The sequence below is a fragment of the Pseudomonadota bacterium genome, from assembly GCA_023229365.1.
Taxonomy (GTDB): Bacteria; Myxococcota_A; Polyangia; order JAAYKL01; family JAAYKL01; genus JALNZK01.
In genome coordinates this window covers 1-16,339 of record JALNZK010000119.1, presented here as the reverse complement: position 1 = coordinate 16,339, position 16,339 = coordinate 1, and the positions used below count along the sequence as shown (strand labels likewise).

At 70.5% G+C, this 16,339-nt stretch carries 15 protein-coding genes; 11 read left to right on the top strand and 4 right to left on the bottom strand.

From position 1 onward, the window contains the following. Positions 1-217: 217 nt before the first annotated feature. From M0R80_26370 to M0R80_26355, 4 genes are all read left to right on the top strand, one after another. A complete protein-coding gene (locus M0R80_26370) occupies positions 218-595 on the top strand; it encodes a hypothetical protein (GenBank protein ID MCK9463164.1) in 378 nt (125 codons plus the stop codon). A gap of 11 nt (positions 596-606) precedes the next feature. Next, positions 607-2,013, top strand: a complete 1,407-nt coding sequence (locus M0R80_26365) for a right-handed parallel beta-helix repeat-containing protein (GenBank protein MCK9463163.1) — start codon at positions 607-609, stop codon at positions 2,011-2,013. Positions 2,014-2,126: 113 nt separating this feature from the next. Next, the gene (locus tag M0R80_26360) at positions 2,127-2,294 is read left to right on the top strand and encodes a hypothetical protein (GenBank protein ID MCK9463162.1); all 168 of its coding nucleotides are present in this window, start codon (positions 2,127-2,129) and stop codon (positions 2,292-2,294) included. Positions 2,295-2,296: 2 nt separating this feature from the next. Then, positions 2,297-3,025: a hypothetical protein gene (locus M0R80_26355; protein ID MCK9463161.1), complete on the top strand. Its 729-nt coding sequence runs from the start codon at positions 2,297-2,299 to the stop codon at positions 3,023-3,025. On the opposite strand, the gene M0R80_26350 is transcribed toward M0R80_26355, so the two are convergent. Genes M0R80_26350 through M0R80_26335 form a run of 4 tightly spaced genes read right to left on the bottom strand, consistent with a single transcriptional unit; the run spans position 3,022 to position 7,873 of the window. Beyond that, a complete protein-coding gene (locus M0R80_26350; protein ID MCK9463160.1) occupies positions 3,022-4,074 on the bottom strand; it encodes a hypothetical protein in 1,053 nt (350 codons plus the stop codon). The two genes, M0R80_26355 and M0R80_26350, sit on opposite strands and share 4 nt — an antisense overlap. Further along, positions 4,071-5,351 carry a ribonuclease H-like domain-containing protein gene (locus M0R80_26345; protein ID MCK9463159.1) on the bottom strand — a complete coding sequence of 427 codons (1,281 nt, stop codon included), beginning with the start codon at positions 5,349-5,351 and terminating at the stop codon, positions 4,071-4,073. The genes M0R80_26350 and M0R80_26345 overlap by 4 nt, the downstream gene beginning before the upstream one ends. Further along, complete coding sequence (locus tag M0R80_26340; GenBank protein ID MCK9463158.1) at positions 5,348-7,645, bottom strand: DEAD/DEAH box helicase; 2,298 nt, start codon at positions 7,643-7,645, stop codon at positions 5,348-5,350. The genes M0R80_26345 and M0R80_26340 overlap by 4 nt, the downstream gene beginning before the upstream one ends. Positions 7,646-7,693: 48 nt before the next feature. Further along, entirely contained in the window at positions 7,694-7,873 is a 180-nt protein-coding gene (locus tag M0R80_26335; protein ID MCK9463157.1) for a hypothetical protein, read from the bottom strand. Between the two features lie 465 nt (positions 7,874-8,338). Between M0R80_26335 and M0R80_26330 the strand changes: the two genes are divergently transcribed. The 7 genes from M0R80_26330 (at position 8,339) to M0R80_26300 (ending at position 16,055) form a co-directional block, all read left to right on the top strand. Then, positions 8,339-10,276 carry an amidohydrolase family protein gene (locus M0R80_26330; GenBank protein MCK9463156.1) on the top strand — a complete coding sequence of 646 codons (1,938 nt, stop codon included), beginning with the start codon at positions 8,339-8,341 and terminating at the stop codon, positions 10,274-10,276. Positions 10,277-10,355: 79 nt separating this feature from the next. After that, positions 10,356-11,279 carry a hypothetical protein gene (locus M0R80_26325; GenBank protein MCK9463155.1) on the top strand — a complete coding sequence of 308 codons (924 nt, stop codon included), beginning with the start codon at positions 10,356-10,358 and terminating at the stop codon, positions 11,277-11,279. Between the two features lie 69 nt (positions 11,280-11,348). After that, on the top strand, positions 11,349-12,989 hold the full coding sequence (locus M0R80_26320) for an NAD+ synthase (GenBank protein MCK9463154.1): 1,641 nt from the start codon (positions 11,349-11,351) through the stop codon (positions 12,987-12,989). 61 nt (positions 12,990-13,050) lie between these two features. Then, positions 13,051-13,569: a hypothetical protein gene (locus tag M0R80_26315; protein ID MCK9463153.1), complete on the top strand. Its 519-nt coding sequence runs from the start codon at positions 13,051-13,053 to the stop codon at positions 13,567-13,569. After that, the gene (locus M0R80_26310) at positions 13,569-14,471 is read left to right on the top strand and encodes an ROK family protein (protein ID MCK9463152.1); all 903 of its coding nucleotides are present in this window, start codon (positions 13,569-13,571) and stop codon (positions 14,469-14,471) included. Before M0R80_26315 ends, M0R80_26310 begins: the two co-directional genes overlap by 1 nt. 8 nt (positions 14,472-14,479) lie before the next feature. Next, on the top strand, positions 14,480-15,742 hold the full coding sequence (locus M0R80_26305; protein MCK9463151.1) for a HEAT repeat domain-containing protein: 1,263 nt from the start codon (positions 14,480-14,482) through the stop codon (positions 15,740-15,742). Positions 15,743-15,791: 49 nt separating this feature from the next. Next, positions 15,792-16,055: a hypothetical protein gene (locus tag M0R80_26300; GenBank protein ID MCK9463150.1), complete on the top strand. Its 264-nt coding sequence runs from the start codon at positions 15,792-15,794 to the stop codon at positions 16,053-16,055. Positions 16,056-16,339 lie beyond the last annotated feature (284 nt).

Sequence of the window (16,339 nt, the reverse complement as noted above, 5' to 3'; positions counted from 1 at the left end):
TTCTACAATCGGCAAAGGCGGCATTCGTACCTCGGCTACGTCAGCCCGGTCGAATTCGAAACCCTGGCGGAGAAGCAGGTGCCTGTGGCAGCATGAGAAAACTGTCCACTAAATCGGGGGAATCCCAGGTTGCGACCGCGATGCCGAGAAGACCGAGTGCCGCTACACGGAGGGCGACTGCTCTCTCGATTGCGGCGACGCGTGCTCGCCGCTGTGCATGTACGTCGAGGGCCGGTGCGATATCGAGTGCGGCGACGGGTGCAGCCCCGAGTGCAGGGACTCTATCGACTACGGCCCGTGCGACATCACCTGCGGCGACGACTGCACGCCGTACTGCTGGATCGGAGAGGTGTGCGATCTGACCTGCGGCGACCGCTGCGCGGCTAGGTGCAACTACATGCAGCGCTGCGACTTCGAGGTCGGCGACGACTCCACCGTCCACTGCCAGAGCGACGAGTACTGCACGGTGTCGTGCGCCGGGGACTGCAGACTCGCGTGCAAACAGGTCGCGCACTGCGATATCGCCTGCGCCGCCGGGGATCCCGTCTCGTGCGGAAACGGCGATCTCGCGTGCGGCGCCGGGTGCGGCCAGTGAAGGGGGTGTCCATGAGGCTCTGCGGAAACGGTTTGTGGCTCGCCATTTTCGGGTGCGCGCTCGCAGCGTGCGCCTGCTCCGGAACGGGCGATCCGTTCCCGGGGAGCGCGGACGACGACGCGGTCATGGGCGAGACCGGAGCGTGGGGAGACGGCCTCGCGCCTCCGGCTACGGTCTTCTACGTCCGCCCGCCATCCGGCACGTACGGTGCCGGCGACGGATCGTCGTGGGAGAACGCCTTCTCCGGCCTGCCCGAGCAGCGCGTCCGCGGCGCCCGATACTACTTCGCCGCCGGCGACTACTTCGACGAGTCGCTCGGCCGGATCGAAAACTACGTCTTCGACGATCCGGAGGACGGGGAGGCGTTCATCTGGTTGACCAAGGCGACCGCCGGGGATCACGGCGACGACGCGGGTTTCGAGGAGAGCTTCGCTGCGGGCCCGGCCGCGCTCGGGCCGCTCTCGTTCTTGACCGGTCGGTACGTGGTCGACGGGCGAGGGGACGCCGCGGGGTACGGCTTCGAGATCACGCACCGCGACTGCGAGATCCGGGAAACCGAGTTCGTCGCCTCGCCGATCTTCTTCCCCTGGGACAGCGAGACCGAGTACCTCTTGATCCGCAACGCGGACATCGCGGACTGCGGGACCCACGACGATCCCACCGTGCAGTCGCAGGACGCGGTGTACTCGGTGGCGGGACCGAGCCACGTGATCATCGAAAGCTGCTACCTCCACGACGCGTGGCGCAACCTCGTGTTCCTCCAGGACTCGTTCGACATCCTGCTCGAGGGGAACCGTTTCGCGCGGGCGGGCCTCCACCACGAGGCGAACACGTTGGCGTTTCGGAACACGCGCAACGTAGTCGTGCGACAGAACCACATGATCGACAGCGTGAACTGCTTCGTCAGCCTGCAGGGCGTGCGCAACGTCACGATCTCTGCCAACGTGCTCGCACGCTCCCTCGAGGACTGGGACAACTGGTCGGCGATCTTCAGCCAATACCCCGCCTTGAACGTGCTGATCTCCGGGAACACGTTCGTCGATCTCGCAGGGCTGAACACCGGCATCCGGTTCACGGCCGAGACCGAGAACCTGGATGTCGTGAATAACCTGTGGGCGCGCAACCGGACCAACCAGATCATGTTGAACGGCGACCACCGATCAAACGCCTTCTGGGACAACTGGCGGGTCGACGGGGACGCACCTGTGAGCCTCGACGGAGCGATCGAAGAGGAGGGGGTCCAGTTGATGACAGGCGATCCGTTCAACGACGTCGATGCGGGCGATTTCCGGCTGGCAGCAGCGACCGATCCAGGGGAAGCCATCGACGCTCCCTTTGTCGACATAGATTTCAGTGGCGACGTCCGGGGCACGGATGGCGTGATAGATCGCGGGGCCTACGAGTTCGCCTCCGAGTAGCCGAATACCAGCCCGTTCGTTGACCGGCCGGATCCCCGGTGTTACGATCAGAATGAAGCGAGAGGCGGCGCGGGCCGTCCTTCCGAAGGGAGCCGGATCGAGGAGCGCGTCACATGTTGCCCGCATACATCATCGACGACATTCTCGAACACGAACGAAAGCGCTCGGAGCTCCTGGAAAAGCTCATCGACTCTCCCGACATCGAGCCGCCGCGCCCCGAAGGCAACGAGGGAGAGGCGACCACCGAACGGGGCGTGGCGATCATCGACTTCACCATCTGAAGATGCGCAGCGCAGCTCTAATCGCCGCAGCCGCGATCTGCGCGGCCCTTGCCGGGTGCTCTCGTTGCGGAGAGCCAACGGACGGGACAGCGGAGGCGGTCGCGAAGTACGACAAGCTCCCGCTCGGCGCGGGCGAGGCGGGGGTGCGCGCCGCGTTGGCCGACCTCGGCGGGTTCGATCCCGGCGGGGCGACGAAGTTCGTGACCTGCAACTCGCTCACGCGCGTCGACGTCCTCGACCTCGATGAGACCGCACTGATCGAGAAGCCCGCAGGCGGCCACTCGCTCTTGCGGTGCGCGCTCCTCGGCGGGATGTTCCACCGCCCGTCGCCGATCCTCTCGGCGCAGTGCGATCTCTTGGACGGCCGCGCGGCCTCCGCGTCGTGGATCTTCGCACAGTCCGACTACGACAAGCGCCGCAAGGAGCTCGAGGCGGCGTTCGGCGCGGGCGACGATGTCCGCCTCGAGGAGCGATCGGCCCTCGGCGAGCTGCAGCGCGCCGCGACGGTCTGGCGGCGAGAGGACGCGGTGTGGGCGCTGATCCCCGGGATCGAGACGCGCGTCTTGAAGCAGGACGCCCGCGTGCTCTCGGTGCTCGCGGCACCGGCCGAGCCGCCCGCGCGCGGATCGAGGGTCTCGCTCGACGACATCGGGCTCGGCGGCGCGCTCGACCTCACGAAGCCCGTCCCGGACCTCTCGGCGATCCTGCCCCCCGACGCCGGAGCGCGCTAGGGCCGGAGCTTCGCGACCTCGGCGAGGAAGAAATCGATCGCCGGCCCGACGACATCCTTGTGCGCCTGCTCGCCCTCTCCCGTATCGACGATGAACGCCCGGACGACGCCGTCCCCCGTCGCCGCGCACCGGAACGGCTGATCCCGGAGCCGCTCGCCGGGATGGGATCCCTCGCACGCGACCTTCTCGAGGCCTTCGGGCGCGTACGCGCGGCCGAAGTCGAACTCCGCTTGGTACTCGGGTCGCTGGCGGGGCGAGAACCCCGCGGTCTCGACCGAGCGGACGTCGAGGGTCGGAATCCTCGCCGCCCGCAGCGCGCCGAGCGCCTCGCGCCAGCCGGCACCGAGGCAGGTGTCGAAGAAGCCCACCGCCGCGGGCTTCATGAGGTGCGCGAAGTTGAGCCCGCCGCCGCCGCAACCCGCGGCGCCCGAATGGCCGAACGCGTAGACGTCACCCGCCTCGATCCCTTCGCTCGCGAGCCGCGCGACGACCTCCTTCTCGAAGCGCGCGGGGTCGAACCACGGCCAGTTGCCGCCCTCGTAGCGGAACACCGGGAGCACGAGGACGACCGGTCGGATCGCGCGCTCGGCCACGAGCGCCGTCACGCGGTCCGCAACGAAGCCCGGGAACCAGTAGTCGCGCGGCGGCTTGCCGCGCTTGGGCTGACCGTGAAACCCGATCACGACAGGAAATCGCCCGCCCGGGATCACCCCTGGTGTTAAGACGATACGATGCTGATCCTCGGGCTCCTCCATGGCGTACGACGCGGCCGCGCGCGGAGACGGGCACCACGCGAAGCGGATCGTCCGTGCCGCCGGCGAAGCGGGTGGTGGCGCGGGTTCCGACGATGCGGTTGCGCTCGGCGACGCGGCGACGGGCCCGCCTGCATCCGGGGCCGTCCTGTCCCCGCTCGCTTGTTCTCCCACAGCCCCGGGCTCAACCGTTGCCGGGGGCGTCCCGTTCGCCGGCTGAGCGATGATCAACGTGTCGCCTCCGCTGCACGCCGCCGCGACGCACGCCGCCGCGACGATTCCCCAAGATCTCGTCATTCGCGCCTCCATCCCTTCCGCTCGAGTCGCGAGATCCGCCGCGCGGATGCCTCCTCACCCTCGACGACCGCGGCGCGCAGCGCATGCCTTCCAGCCGCCGCGAGGTCGCGGAACCTGTGCTCGTACAGTTTGGCGAGCGCGAGCTGCGCGAACCCGTCGTCCGGCTCGGTGGCGGTGATCTCCAGAAGGAGGTCGCGCGCCCTCTCGAACTCGCGTCGTCGCGACGCCTCGACCGCGGCCATGTGCAGCGCCGCCGCGCGATCCGCCCCCTCCGCCCGCTCGGCCGCGCCGTCGAGGTGACGCCACCCGGCGTCGCGCTGCCCGAAGTCGAAGGCGGCCCGCGCGAGGCCGAGGTGATCCGCCGCGTGCTCGACCGACTCCGGATCCGCGTACATCCGCGCGAGCACGCCGCCGAGCGCCGCGAGCGCCACGAGGTCCAAGGCGTTGTGCTCGAGGATCGCGACCATCTGCTCGATCGGCCCGCCGCGCAGGAAGGCGGCGTACGCGGCCGGGATCTCGGCGCCCGGGATATCGCCGACGCGCCGGAACCCGAGCACCGCCGCCTCGAGCGCGCCGAGGCTCCTATCGTCGAGCCTCCGGCCGAAGATGCGCCGTGCGACGTGCAGGAGGTCGAGGTGTGGCCGCGCGTACCCCGGGTTCGAGAGGCGCTGCATGACGAAGCGCGTGTTGAGGAGCGGCGCGTCGAACGCCCGGCCGTTGAACGACACGAGGTACGTCGCCGCGGCGAGCCGCTCCCGGACTAGCTCGAGCTGCGCGCGCTCCTCCGAGGGATCCCGACACAGGAACTGCTCGACGACCAGGCCGCGCCCGTCGACGAAGCGGCCGACCCCCACGAGGAACGGTAGCGTGCCGGTACCGCCCGAAAGCCCCGTTGTCTCTGTGTCGATGAACAGCGCGCCGGCCGCCGCCGCGTCCGTGAGGTCCGGAGCCCGCGAGAGCACCGCGAGCGCCGGGCCAGCGCCGAGGAACGCGTCGATGGGCGCCTCGCCGTGCCGGTGCTTGAGCGCGTAGGCGATCTCCCGGACGTGCACCGGGCCGTGCTCGGTCTGCACCGCCGTACCCGGGAGCCCCTCCGCTCGCCGCGCCGCAGGAGCTGCCGCCCGCTCGGGAGCGTGGCCTTCGCCGCGCGCCGCGATCCGCTCCATGCGCCGCCTGAGATCGTCGATGATCGCGGATCGTTCTGCCGCCTCGGGCGCCGCTGGGGTGTCCGGTCGATCGGCGCCGCGGCGCTCGAGCCTCGATTTCAGTCGGTTCACCACCCTACGCCTCCCGCGCCGAGCGCCCGCAGGAGCGCGACGGCCAGCGCCTTCACCGGCGGATCGCCCTCCCCGCGCGGCCCGACGCACGACGGGCACCCGTCAGCGCACGGACACCCGGACACGAGGCGACCCGCGTCTTCGAGCAGCTCCGCGGCGATCCGGAACGCGCGGCTCGAGAGCCCCACGCCTCCGGCGTGCGCATCGTAGAGGTAGAGCGCGAGGCGGTCGCTACCGGGCGCGGCCTGCACCACGACGGCGACGTCCCGCGGATCGCACATCAGCCGCAGCGCGACGATCCTGTGCAGCGCATGACCGATCCCGGCGAGCGCCAGCCAGAGCGAATCCCTCCCGACGACTTCAGCCGCGGTCTCGGCCGGGACGATCCACGCCGCCTCAGTCTCCATCTCCGAGGGCGGCAACGACACGGTGCCCGTGCCGAGACCCTCGTGCGTTTCGAACCGAACCTTTTTGTACGCGCAGATCTCCTCCCGCACCACGACGTCGCCCTCGAACGCCGCCGCGCCGGCGCCGAGCCCGCGCTCGCCGTGCACCTCGACTACGCGGAGCAGGACGGTCGGCACCGCGATCGTGTAGTAGATCGGCGCGGCCGGGACGAGCTCCGCGCGCCCGTGCTCGAGATCGAGGCGCTCGACGAGATAGATCGCGCCCTCGTGCTGGTACACCGCGCTCTCGTGAAGCTCGAGCCGTGCGGCCCGCGGATCGACCTCGGCGATCACCTCGCCGGTCTCCACGTCCGAGGCAACGACCCGCTGCGCGCCCACGCTTCTCAGGCCCACCGCCGCGGCGGGGTAGGACGCGCCTACGAAGTGGTACGCGCCCTGGGTCCGCGTCACGTCGCCCTCGGCGACGAGGCAGTCGAGCGCGGCCGCCGTGTCCTCGGGATCGAGCCCGCCGAACCCCTCTCCAGCTGCGAACGGCAGCTCGAACGCCGCGCACCTGAGGTGCGGCAGCAGGATCTCGACGTTGTCCGGCGCGGCGAGGGCCCGCTCCGGTGACGCTTCGAGCAGGAAGGCGGGTTCGCGCGCGAGGAACTGATCCAGCGGATCGGAGCGCGCGACAAGCACCGCGAGCGACGGCTCCCGCCTCCGCCCGGCTCGGCCGGCGCGCTGGTGGGTCGCGGCGATCGTCCCCGGGTAGCCGGCCATCACCACCGCATCGAGGCCGCCGACGTCGATCCCGAGCTCGAGCGCGTTCGTCGCGACCACGGCGTCGACTTTTCCCTCGCGGAGCGCGGCCTCGATCTCCCGCCGGAGCTGCGGCAGGTAGCCGCCCCGGTAGCCGCGCGCGCGCGCTGGAGAACGTCCTTCGGCCGAGAGCCTCGTCCGCAGGGCGCGAAGGGTCACCTCCACACCGCGCCGGGTCTGGCAGAACACGAGCGTCGTCACGCCCGCGGCGACGAGCTCCGCGGCGAGCCGTGCCGCAACCTTGAGCGCGGATCTGCGGACACCCATCGCCGGGTCGACGAGCTCCGGGTTGTACACGATGATCGTCCGCGGGCCGTCGGGCGAGCCGTTCTCCAAGATCGCCGTCGCCGGACAGCCGAGCACCGTCGCCGCGAGCTCCGCCGGGTTGCCGATCGTCGCCGAGCACGCCGCGATCCTCGGCGCGCCGCCGTGGAACGCCGCAACGCGCCGCAGGCGCCGCATCACGTTCGCCACGTGCGAACCGAACACGCCGCGGTACTGGTGGAGCTCGTCGATCACGACGTGTCCCAGCCCCGCGAAGAACGGGGCGAAGGACGTGTGGTGCGGCAGGATCCCGGTGTGGAGCATGTCCGGGTTCGTGACGATCACGCGCGCCTCCCGCCTGGCCGCGCGCCGCGCCTCGACGGGTGTGTCGCCGTCGTACACCGCGACCTTCGGCTCGGCGCCCGCCGCCTCGAACAGCCGGGCGAGCGACGCCTCCTGATCTCGGGCGAGCGCCTTGGTCGGAAAGACGTACAGGGCGCGCGCCGCGGGGTCCTTGAGCACCGCGTCGATCACCGGCACGTTGTAGCAGAGGCTTTTGCCCGACGCGGTCGGTGTCGCGACGACGACATCCTCGCCCCGCGCGAGCAGCTCCCAAGCAGCCGCCTGGTGCGCGTACGGCGCCTCGATTCCGAGCGACTGCAGTCCCCGCACGAGCCGCGGATCGAGATCCTCCGGCCACTCGGCGTACTCCGCGGGCCGCCCAATCGTCGTCGCCTCGGCGACGAACTCGCCCGGCAGGTTCGCGCGCCAGGCGGCGACGACCGAACGCAGCCTCTCCTCGATTGTGACGGGATCGCACATCGCGCCATCGTCGAGCCTGCGGGGGATTTTTTCAAGAACCGGGAACGGCTAGCGCAGGGCGGCGAGGCGGCGATCGAGGGCGTGGAGGCGGGCCTGGAACTGGCGCACCCGCTCACTGGTGCGGTGCTCGCGCAAACGGTTGAGCGTGTTCTCACCCTGTTGCGCCTCGTCGGATTCCCCGGCGATCCGCTTCTGTAAATCGTTGAGCATGTTGTAGAGCCAGGTCATGTTCGCCTCCTGAGCGAGCAATAAGCAATCGGCCTGCCAAGTTGGGAAGCTGGATATTTTATGTTTCAATTCATGCGGTTACAGTATTTTCGTAGCATTTCAGGACTGTCCAGCCGCGAAAAACCTCTCACAGAAAGCGGCCATCTCGGGGTTCGCATGTTCAGCGATCACCATTTTTACACTTAATTTCTATATGTTACCGTGGTGCATAGTCGGTTTCGCACCCCGTTTCGGGCTCCTGTCCACACCACGGTCAACCCATTGAATACATTGAATTTCATATGTGTGTTATTGTGCGATAAGTAGTCAAGGGTGCGTGTGTATTTGCACACGCGAACGCGACAAACGGGTTGATTGTCAACTCCGTTTGCCCGGGCTGCGCGCCCGTTGCCCTGCGCAGGGATCTTCCCACCCAAAGCGCGTTCGATTTCGAGTACAATATTTCAGCACGAGAGGAGCACGCCCATGTCGCATCGTCTGCTCGGTCCACTGATGTTCGGCTTCGTCGTCCTCGCAGAAGGGGGCTGCGCGTCGGACAACTCCGGTTCTTCGGCCGCGGATACCGATACCGATAGTGATGCGGACACCGACACCGACACCGACATCGACACCGACACCGACATCGACACGGACACCGACACCGACGCCGACACCGACGCCGACACCGACGCCGACACCGACACCGACACCGAGACGTCATGCGACGGCACGGGCGACTGTGACGACTGCCTCGCGTGCGTGGACACGAACGGGCTGTGCGCGGCGCAGTACGAGACGTGCGCGGCCAACGCGGGGTGCACGGCGATCACCACCTGCGCGATCGACTGCGGGGACGACGCGGAGTGCGTCGCGGCGTGCGCCGCGAGCTTCCCGGGCGGCGCGGTCGACTACACGCTGATGAACAACTGCATCTTCTGCGACGCCTGCGCCTCGGACTGCGTGGCCGAGGCGATCGGGTGCCCCGAAACGCAGGGAGCGCCCCAGCTCGTCGTGACGGGCAACGCGACGAAGATCCTGCTCCAAGGCGTCCTGGTCACGCCGACCGAGGCGTTCGCGGGTGAGTTGCTCATCGAGGATGATCTCATCACCTGCGTCGCCGCGTCGTGCTCGGGCGAGACCGGCGCCGCGACGGCGTCGATCGTCGTGACCAACGGCGTCGTCCTGCCCGGTCTGATCGACGCGCACAACCACATCCTGTACGACATCTTCGACGCGACCGACTGGACACCGACCGAGGCGTACGGAAACCACAACCAGTGGCCCGACGAGGAGCGGTACGGCGCGATGGTCGACGCGAAGCAGTACCTGAACGGCGAGGGCACCTCGCCGGTCAACTACAACTGCGAGATGATCAAGTACGGCGAGCTCAAGGCGCTCGTCTCGGGCACGACCTCGGTCCAAGGCTCGGCCAACCCGGCGAACAAGACGTGCTACCGCACGCTCGCACGGACCATCGATCAGTCAGCGAACGGCCTGTGCGGCACGGTCCCGCCGCAGAGCTGCGAGGACAAGATCCAGGCCGCCACGCTCTTCCCGTCGACTTCGGCGGCGGACGGGGTGTGCGCGAACATCGCGGACGGCTCGACGGACTCGTACCTGATTCACCTCGGCGAAGGCGTGGACGCGTCGGCGCTCTCCGAGTTCGACGATCTGAACACGGTCACCACGACCGACGGGTGCCTGTTCGTCTCCGAGACCGCCGTGATCCACGGCACGGCGTTCGGCGCGATCGAGCTCGCGGCCATGGGCACCTACGGGATGGGGCTGATCTGGTCGCCGCGGTCGAACGTCTTCCTGTACGGCCTGGGGACCGACCTCTCGCAGACGACCGACATCCCGACCGCCCTCGCCGAGGGGATCACGGTGGGCCTCGGGCCGGACTGGTCGATCGGCGGCAGCCAGAACATGCTCGACGAGCTTCGCTTCGCGGACGAGGTCGATGATTCCGAGTGGGGCGACGTGCTCACGCCCCAGGAGATCGTGGAAATGGCGACGATCAACGGCGCCGAGCTGCTCGCGGTCGGGGACCAGATCGGCGCGCTCGCGGTCGGCATGAAGGCGGACGTCTCGGTGATGAGCGGCGACCCGGACGCACCGTACGACACGATCCTCGCCGCGACGCCGACCGAGGTGCGGCTCACGCTCGTGGACGGCGTCGCGCTGTACGGCGACGATCAGCTCGAGGTGTTGGGCAACCCGTCGCCCGGTTGCGAAGCGATCGAGATCTGCGGCGAATCGAAGTTCGCCTGCGTCGCGATCGACGGCGGCGACACGACCAACAAGTTCGGCCAGACCTATGCCGAGATCGAGACGATCCTCGTCGACGCGCTCGCCGCGTACGACGCGCTCGATCTCAGCGAGTGGAACTTCGCGCCGCTCACACCGCTCGTGACCTGCCCGTAGATCTGAGGTAGATCGATTGCCTTTCCGGTGCGTCGATGACACCATCATGCGGTCCAGGCAAACGAAGGAGGGTTTCAAGATGAGAGCGCTGACGCGTTTGGGAATGCTCGCCGTGCTCGCGCTGCTGTTCGCTGCGTGCGGCGCGTCGCGGCCGATCGAGTCGGACGGATCGGACGGGCCGAAGAAGGGCAACGGGAAGAACGTCGTCCACGGCGACGCCGTCGAGATGTGGGTCGAGTCGGACGGCGAACGGCTGCCGCTCTACAAGGCCGAAGGAAGGCAGTACCTCCTCGGCAGGATGGGATCGAGGTACGAGGTCGTGATCGCGAACCGCTCGCGCGGCCGCGTCGAGGTCGTGCTGTCGGTGGACGGCCGCGACGCCGTGTCGGGCCGCGAGGCCGACTTCCGCGCGAACCGCGGGTACGTGCTCGACCCGGGCGAGAAGACCCGCGTGCAGGGCTTCCGCACGAGCCTCGACGGCGTGGCCGCGTTCGAGTTCACGACGCCTGGCGACTCCTACTCTTCGCGCATGGGGACGCCCGAGAACGTCGGCGTCATCGGCCTCGCGGTGTTCGATGAGTCCGAGGACGACACGGATCGCGGCGACGCGGTCATCGCGGGCGACGGCGAGGGAGAGGATCGGGACTACCCCCGGCCGGCGCCCGCGCACGGCGCGGCGGACAGCGCTCCGTCGGCGCAGATGGAGAGCGCCAAGGCCGCGGGCGGCCCCGCCCCGTCGTCGCCCGGGCTCGGCACGAAGTACGGCGACGAGCTCGATTCGTCTGCGACGATCGTCCCGTTCGTGCGCCGCGATGCGGAGAAGCCGCGCGAGCTGCTCGCGCTCTACTACGACGATCGCGCGGGGCTCGAGGCGCTCGGCATCGAGCTGCCGCCCGAGGAGGAGCCCCGGCATCGCTGCGGAGACGGCCCGAACCCGTTCCCCGGCGTGCCGTGCGACGACGGCGGCTTCGCCCCTCCTCCCCCGCTGCACCAGGAAGACTGACCTCCCCCGCGGCTCGCGGTAACCTTTCCCGTTTGACCGGCGGCGCCGCCCGGCATTAGATCTCGCGACATGAAGGTAGCGCTCTGCCAGATCGATCCGACGGTCGGCGACTTCGACGGAAACGCGGAGAGGATCCGCGCGGCGCTCCGCGAGGCCCGCGCCCGGGGGGCCGAGCTCGCCGTCTTCCCGGAGATGGCGATCTCCGGCTACCCGCCCCACGATCTGCTCGAGCGGCGCGGCTTCGTCCGCGACGGCGAGCGCGCGCTCCAGGCGCTGGCGGCCGAGACGCGCGGGGGCACGGCGGCGATCGTGGGCTGCGTGCGCGAGAGCGCGAGGCCCACGGGCAAGGCGCTCGAGAACTGCGCGGTGCTGCTCGCGGACGGGGCGATCGCCGCGCAACAGGCCAAGGCGCTCCTGCCGACCTACGACGTCTTCGACGAGCGGCGCTACTTCGAGCCCGCGGCGGAGATCGAGCCGGTCTCCTTCGGCGGCGTGCGGCTCGGGCTCACCGTGTGCGAGGATCTCTGGGGCGGGCCGTCGTCGCCCGTCACGCGGCTCTACGATCGCGATCCCGTCGCGGAGCTCGTCGCGAAGGGCGCGCAGCTCATCGTCAACATCGCGGCCTCGCCGTTCACCCTCGAGAAGCGCGATCTCCGGCCGCGCCTCGCCGCCGAGACCGCGAGGCGCTGCGGCCGGCCGGTGCTCTTCGTCAACCAGGTCGGCGGCAACGACGATCTGGTCTTCGACGGCGCGAGCGCCGCGTTCGGCCCGGACGGAGCGCTCCTGGCCCGCGCGGCCGAGCTCGCGGAGGATCTCGTCGTCGTCGATCTCGGCGCGATGACCGGCGACGTGCGCGAACCGCTCGGGGGCGACGAGGCCGCGGCGCTCGAGGCGCTGACCGTCGGCACGCGCGACTACGCCCGCAAGTGCGGGTTCTGCTCCGCGGTGCTCGGCCTGTCGGGCGGCATCGACTCGGCGCTCGTCGCGGTCGTCGCAGCGCGGGCGCTCAGCGCTTCGAACGTGCTCGGCGTCTCGATGCCCACGCGCCACTCCTCGCAGGGCTCGCTCGACGACGCGGCGGCGCTCGCGCGCAACCTCGGGATCGGCTACGAGGTCGTTCCGATCGACGGGCTCTACCAGGCGTTCTGCGACGGGCTCGAGCCGCTTTTCGAGGGGCGCGCTCGCGATCTGACCGAGGAGAACCTCCAGGCGCGCGTGCGCGGCGTCGTGCTCATGGCGCTGTCCAACAAGCTCGGCCACCTCGTGCTCACGACCGGCAACAAGTCCGAGTCGGCGACCGGGTACTGCACTCTCTACGGCGACATGGCGGGCGGCCTCGCCGTGCTCTCGGACGTCCCCAAGACGCTCGTCTACGCGATCGCCGCGCACGTGAACCGCGCGGGCCAGGTGATCCCGGCGGCCACGATCTCGAAGCCGCCGAGCGCCGAGCTACGCGACGATCAGAAGGACGAGGACAGCCTCCCGCCCTACCCGGTGCTCGACGCGATCCTGCGCGAGCACGTGGATCTCGGCCGGGACGCGGAGGAGATCATCGGCGCGGGCTACCCGGCCGAGACGGTCCGCGAGGTGCTCCGGCTCGTGCGCGCGAGCGAGCACAAGCGCCGGCAGGCGCCGCCCGGCCTCAAGATCACCTCCAAGACGTTCGGCCCGGGGCGCCGGATCCCGATGGCGCAGCGCTGGAGGGGCTGAGGCGCCCCGCGCCCGAGGTCGTTGCGCGGCGAACGGTATTGGTTTATCTCTTCCGCAGAAGATGAACGACACGAAGACACTGCACCTGCTCGTCGGAGTCAGGGCCGAGCAGTCGCTGCGCGACGCGGTCCGCACCGCGGTCGAGCGGACGGCCGAGGGGGCCGACGATCTCGTGCTCGCACCCGCCGGGCGCAAGGACTGGATCGCCGGGGTCCGGATCGGCGAGGCGACCTCGTTCGGCGAGCTCGCGACGCTCGGGAAGCGCGTCCTCGCGCGGCTCATCTCGCTCGAAACGCGGCAGCGCATCCGCGCGGAGCACGTCCGCCTCTGGGTCGTCCCGCCGCCGGTGCCGGTGTTCCGCGATCCCGTGCCCCAAGAGGCCGAGCCCAAGGAGGAACCCGCCGCCGGCGCCGGGGCTGACGCCGAGGCTGATGTCGGCGGGGAGACCGCCACCTGCCCGGTGTGCGGGCGCCGCGTCCACCGCTTCAACATCCAGCGCGACACCTACGGCCACGCCGTGGGCTGCTACCAGTGCGGCGGCGTCCACGACCCCGGCTGGCTCGGCGACGATCCCGTCTGATGGGCGATCGCGCGCGCATCGGCATCGACTTCGGCGGCACCAAGATCGAGGGGGTCGTCGTGAGAGGCCCGCGGCCGCAGCCCGAGGTCGCGGTGCGCCGGCGGATTCCGACCGAGTCGGCGCGGGGCTACGCGCACGTCCTCGAGCGCACGGCGGCGTTCATCGAGGGGCTCGCCCGCGAGGCGGGGGAGGACGCACCGATCGGCATCGGCATGCCCGGGAGCGTCACGCGGGAGGGGCTCGGCAAGAACTCGAACACCGTGTGCCTGAACGGCATGCCGTTCCGCCGGGATCTCGGGCTCCGGCTCGGCCGCGCGCCCGTCTTCGCGAACGACGCGAACTGCTTCGCGCTGGCAGAGGCGTCGATGGGCGCCGCCAAGGGGTGCGGGCTCGTGTTCGGCGCCATCCTCGGGACCGGCGTCGGCGGCGGGCTCGTCCTCGACGGCGCGGCGCGCGAGGGCCCGCAGTCGATCTGCGGCGAGTGGGGCCACACGATCCTGTTCCCGCAGGGCGGGCGGCGCTGCTACTGCGGCCAGATCGGCTGCGTGGAGACGTACCTCGCGGGTCCCTGGATCGAGCGGCACCACGCCGAGCTCGGGGGCCCCGAGGGCGCGGGGCTGCCCGAGATCCTCGAGCGGCGCGGGCGCGGCGAGGAGCCCGCGGTGCGGTGCGTCGAAGCCTGGCTCGACGCCTACGGCCGCGCGGTGGCGAACCTGATCAACGTCCTCGATCCGGACGCGATCGTGCTCGGCGGCGGCGTGTCCAACGCGGACGTCCTCTACACCGAGGGGCGCGAGCGCGTCGCCCGGTACCTCTTCTCGGACGAGCTTCTGACCCCTATCCTGCGCCACACCCTCGGCGACTCCGCCGGGGTGTTCGGCGCGGCGCTGCTCGTCTCGTGAGGCGGACGATGGCGACACTGCGGGGGCGCACGACAGGCCTCCTCACGCTCCTCGTTTCGACGGCGATCGCCGCGTCCGGGTGCGCGCCGAGCCTGGCCGGGCTGACGCGGCTCCTCGACGCGTCCGACGCGAAGGGCGCCCTGGCCTCGGTCGAGGGCGACTTTGCGCGGGAGAACGCGCTCGCGGCGCTGATCCTCAAGCGTGCGGCCGCGGCCGGCGAGTCGCCCCTGGACGCGGTGCGGGCGCTCGCGGCCACGGGCAGGGACGGCCGCAGGTTCCTCGAGCAGCTCGCCAAGGGGAAGTCGGCCCCGGCCGCCGCGCTCGCCCGGATCGCGCTCGACCGGCGTCGCCCGCCGGGAGACGACGAGCTCGAGGCGCTGCTCGCGGATCCGTCGGCCGACGTCCGCGCGTACGCGGTGTCCAGCTGGGACGACGAGATCGATTCCGGGAGGCTCGCCGGGCTCGTGCTGGATCTCGATCCGCGCGTCCGCGCCGACGCGGTCCGCGCCCTCGGCCGGAGGGGAGAGGAGCGCTTCGAAAGCTTGCTCCGCGAGGCCGCGCGCCTCGATCCGGATCTCCGGGTCCGCTCCGAGGCCGCGCGCTCCGGACGCGCGCTCGGCGGCGACGCGGTCGACATCCTGCGCGAGCTGCTCGGCGGCGACGACCCGGGAGTGGCGCAGGCCGCGCTGCTCGGGCTCGGCGACGTCGGCTCGGAGGAGGCGATGGCGCTCCTCGAGGAGCGGGCGCTCGGCCCCCTCGACGAGACCGCGGTCGTCGCGGCGGCGGAGCTCGCGCGGACGGGCTCGAAGAAGGGCCGCGCGCGGCTGCTCGAGGCGCTCGCCGACGAGCGGCAGGGGATCCGCGCCACGGCCGCCGTGAACCTCTCGCGGGCCGCCCTCGAGGACCGGGAGGAGCTGCTCCTCGACCTGCTCGACGACGAGGCGCCGCGCGTCGCGCTCATCGCCGCGGCGATGCTCGGGAACGGCGCGCACCGGGATCGCGTGGCAGCTGCGCTGCGGCGGGTCTTCGAGGGCGCGGGCTCGCCGGGCGAGGAGGCGCGGGACGCGCTCGCCGTCCTCGGCGATCCGGCGGCGTCGGAGGAGGCGTCGGAAGCGCTCTCGTCCGCGGACGAGGCCGAGGTCGTGCTCACGATCCGCCGCTCGAAACGGGCGCCGTTGCTCCGCGCGCGCTTCGTCTCGCTCCTCGCGGACGAGCGCCCCGCCGTCCGCCGCGCCGCCGCCGAGGCGGTGCTCGTCACGCCGAAAAGTTGATCCGCCGGCGCCGCGTCCCGTAGATCTCGAGGAGAGGGAGGAACGCGGCATGAGCAAGAGAGAAGCGATCACGAGGCTCCGGACGTGTCTGGCCGACCTGTTCGACACCCGGCACCGGGGGACCGCGGCCGACCGCTACGCGAAGTCGCAGGGGTTCGTCGACGGCTACATGCAGGCGCTCGCCGACATGAAGGTCGTGGACGATCGGGAGCTCCTGCTCCTGGTCGGCGAGGAGCGCCGCCGGGCCGGCGAGCGCGCGGAAACGGCGATCGCGCCGATGGCACCGAGGCCCTCCGTACCGAACTTCGCCTGAGCCCGGCCCCCGCGAACGAAATCACAGTTGGGAGAAGCTCCTTACTTCGGGGGGTTGCCCCCGCTCCGCGGTCGCCTGCTCATCTTCGACCTCGGCTACTTCCGCTCAGAGCTGTTCCGCGAGATCGGCCTGTGCGGCGGCTTCTACCTCTCGTGAGGAGGGGAGGGGGTGTCGAGTAGCCCCGGCCGGTTTCCCGACCGGGGCCCTCACCAGATCCGGACAAGGAGATTTCCACCATCCGGCTCTTCTGTCGATGCGTCTCATGGAGCGGCCCACAGATTTCT

Coding starts and splice junctions, on each gene's coding strand:
- M0R80_26350 (MCK9463160.1), bottom strand. CDS start 4,074: ATGACGAGATCTTGGGGAATCGTCGCGGCGGCGTGCGTCGCGGCGGCG.
- M0R80_26365 (MCK9463163.1), top strand. CDS start 607: ATGAGGCTCTGCGGAAACGGTTTGTGGCTCGCCATTTTCGGGTGCGCG.
- M0R80_26315 (MCK9463153.1), top strand. CDS start 13,051: ATGAACGACACGAAGACACTGCACCTGCTCGTCGGAGTCAGGGCCGAG.
- M0R80_26320 (MCK9463154.1), top strand. CDS start 11,349: ATGAAGGTAGCGCTCTGCCAGATCGATCCGACGGTCGGCGACTTCGAC.
- M0R80_26300 (MCK9463150.1), top strand. CDS start 15,792: ATGAGCAAGAGAGAAGCGATCACGAGGCTCCGGACGTGTCTGGCCGAC.
- M0R80_26355 (MCK9463161.1), top strand. CDS start 2,297: ATGCGCAGCGCAGCTCTAATCGCCGCAGCCGCGATCTGCGCGGCCCTT.
- M0R80_26335 (MCK9463157.1), bottom strand. CDS start 7,873: ATGACCTGGCTCTACAACATGCTCAACGATTTACAGAAGCGGATCGCC.
- M0R80_26325 (MCK9463155.1), top strand. CDS start 10,356: ATGAGAGCGCTGACGCGTTTGGGAATGCTCGCCGTGCTCGCGCTGCTG.
- M0R80_26305 (MCK9463151.1), top strand. CDS start 14,480: ATGGCGACACTGCGGGGGCGCACGACAGGCCTCCTCACGCTCCTCGTT.
- M0R80_26370 (MCK9463164.1), top strand. CDS start 218: ATGTACGTCGAGGGCCGGTGCGATATCGAGTGCGGCGACGGGTGCAGC.
- M0R80_26310 (MCK9463152.1), top strand. CDS start 13,569: ATGGGCGATCGCGCGCGCATCGGCATCGACTTCGGCGGCACCAAGATC.
- M0R80_26330 (MCK9463156.1), top strand. CDS start 8,339: ATGTCGCATCGTCTGCTCGGTCCACTGATGTTCGGCTTCGTCGTCCTC.
- M0R80_26360 (MCK9463162.1), top strand. CDS start 2,127: ATGTTGCCCGCATACATCATCGACGACATTCTCGAACACGAACGAAAG.
- M0R80_26340 (MCK9463158.1), bottom strand. CDS start 7,645: ATGTGCGATCCCGTCACAATCGAGGAGAGGCTGCGTTCGGTCGTCGCC.